Source organism: Flavobacterium sp. (assembly GCF_013822155.1).
In the GTDB taxonomy this organism is placed as follows: domain Bacteria; phylum Bacteroidota; class Bacteroidia; order Flavobacteriales; family Flavobacteriaceae; genus Flavobacterium.
This window is the reverse complement of record NZ_PNJW01000168.1, coordinates 1-1440: the sequence shown is the minus strand read 5'-3', so window position 1 is coordinate 1440 and position 1440 is coordinate 1. Positions and strand designations below refer to the sequence as shown.

General features: G+C 33.7%; 3 protein-coding genes. 1 reads left to right on the top strand and 2 read right to left on the bottom strand.

Going from position 1 to position 1440, the window contains the following annotated elements:
* Window positions 1–236, top strand: a 236-nt coding sequence (locus tag C0512_RS15640; protein ID WP_290863246.1) for a hypothetical protein, incomplete at its 5' end; no start/stop codon positions are given.
* A 182-nt stretch (window positions 237–418) separates the two neighbouring features.
* On the opposite strand, the gene C0512_RS15635 is transcribed toward C0512_RS15640, so the two are convergent.
* Window positions 419–841, bottom strand: a complete 423-nt coding sequence (locus C0512_RS15635; RefSeq protein WP_121313916.1) for a hypothetical protein — start codon at window positions 839–841, stop codon at window positions 419–421.
* A 224-nt stretch (window positions 842–1065) separates the two neighbouring features.
* Window positions 1066–1440, bottom strand: a 375-nt coding sequence (locus tag C0512_RS15630) for a hypothetical protein (RefSeq protein WP_290863243.1), incomplete at its 5' end; no start/stop codon positions are given.

The window sequence follows — 1440 nt, the reverse complement described above, 5'->3', positions numbered from 1 at the left end:
GTATAAAAGTTTACAATGCTAAATCTTCCTATGAAATAGCATTTTCAGAAATAGATAAAATACAAAAGGAAAAAACTCAAATATTTAGAACACATGGTGTGCCTTTAACAGACGGTTTTATATACAGTAAAATCATTTTAAAGCAAGGAAAAACTTTAATAATTTCTCCAGATAAATTTGATAATTATACAGAAATAATGGCTTTTATTAATGTCCAAATAAATAATCGTACTTAACATAAGAGACGTTTATTGTATCTCCTATGGCTTTCCTCAAACAGTTTCAACCCTTACTAACTTCAATTAACCCCTGACAAAACCCGAAAAGTACTGAACAAATTCAAAAAATGGCCTTCGCCAACTCAAGCTGTCACAAGTGCTAAGCAAAAAATTAAATTATAAACCTCAGTTATACTTACTTATTCAGTATAATCTTTACTTCGTTCCCCCTGAATATACATCTTTAAACTATTAAAATGAATCGTAAAAGGCACCGTTTTCCAATGCTGTTCCTCTTCCGTCTCCGGGTTGGTATATTGGTACCAAAGTGTGTAAGCCACATTGTCAAAACCTTTACTAAATATAGGCACACCGGCTTCGTCACATTCAATACCCCAAGTCACCGCTTTTTTGGGTTGTTCATGCAGTTGGTAAAAACCCGCACCATTGCCATTTAATTCCACCGTAGGTTCAGCTCCTTTAAAGAAGTAGGTACCGGTAATCGGATAATCAATGTTAGTCGTGAGGTAATGAATGCCATCTTTGGCTTCAATCTTGGTTTGAGAAAAACTGTTAACTGCAAAAAACAGTAAAACAGCAAAGAGTAAATTTTTTGACTTCATAGTTTTACGTTTACTTTAAAATAAAAATAAAAACTATTCCAAGCCATTCATCGTTGCCATACAATTAGTTATGAACAGATTGAAGAGATAAATGTTGATTTCTTTGGAAAAGATAAGGGAAAGGATAAAAAGCATATCGCTGACAAACTTATCCCTTATACCTTTTCACTTTTCACTTATCCCTTATCCCTTTTCACTTATCCCTTTTCACTCTTTACTCCTTCTTACTTCTCCGCCTTAGTAGATTTCCCTACTGTTAAGAAGATATGTCGTTCGGGCGAACGAAACTCAATTTTAGTCTTGGCATTATTCACTTTCATAGTACTTTCTCCTCTATCATTTTTCAAAGTATAAATGGTATAATTTGAATCCGCTTGGGTTGCCGTAATTTGATATTCAAACTTGATCTCGGTGAGAAAAAAAACGACTTCTTTCTTATCAGGATCTAAAAACAAAAACGAATACTCATTCCCTTTTTGATCGCATTGTCCTTCCTTCAATGGCTTTTCATCGATGCAATACTCTTGCACGTTAAAAACTTGTTTTTGAGCATAAACTCCTGAAGTAAGCAACAACAGTAAGATTAGATTTTTCATAGT

Excerpts from the sequence above, each read along its gene's own strand:
- C0512_RS15635 (WP_121313916.1), bottom strand. The coding sequence starts at position 841 with ATGAAGTCAAAAAATTTACTCTTTGCTGTTTTACTGTTTTTTGCAGTT.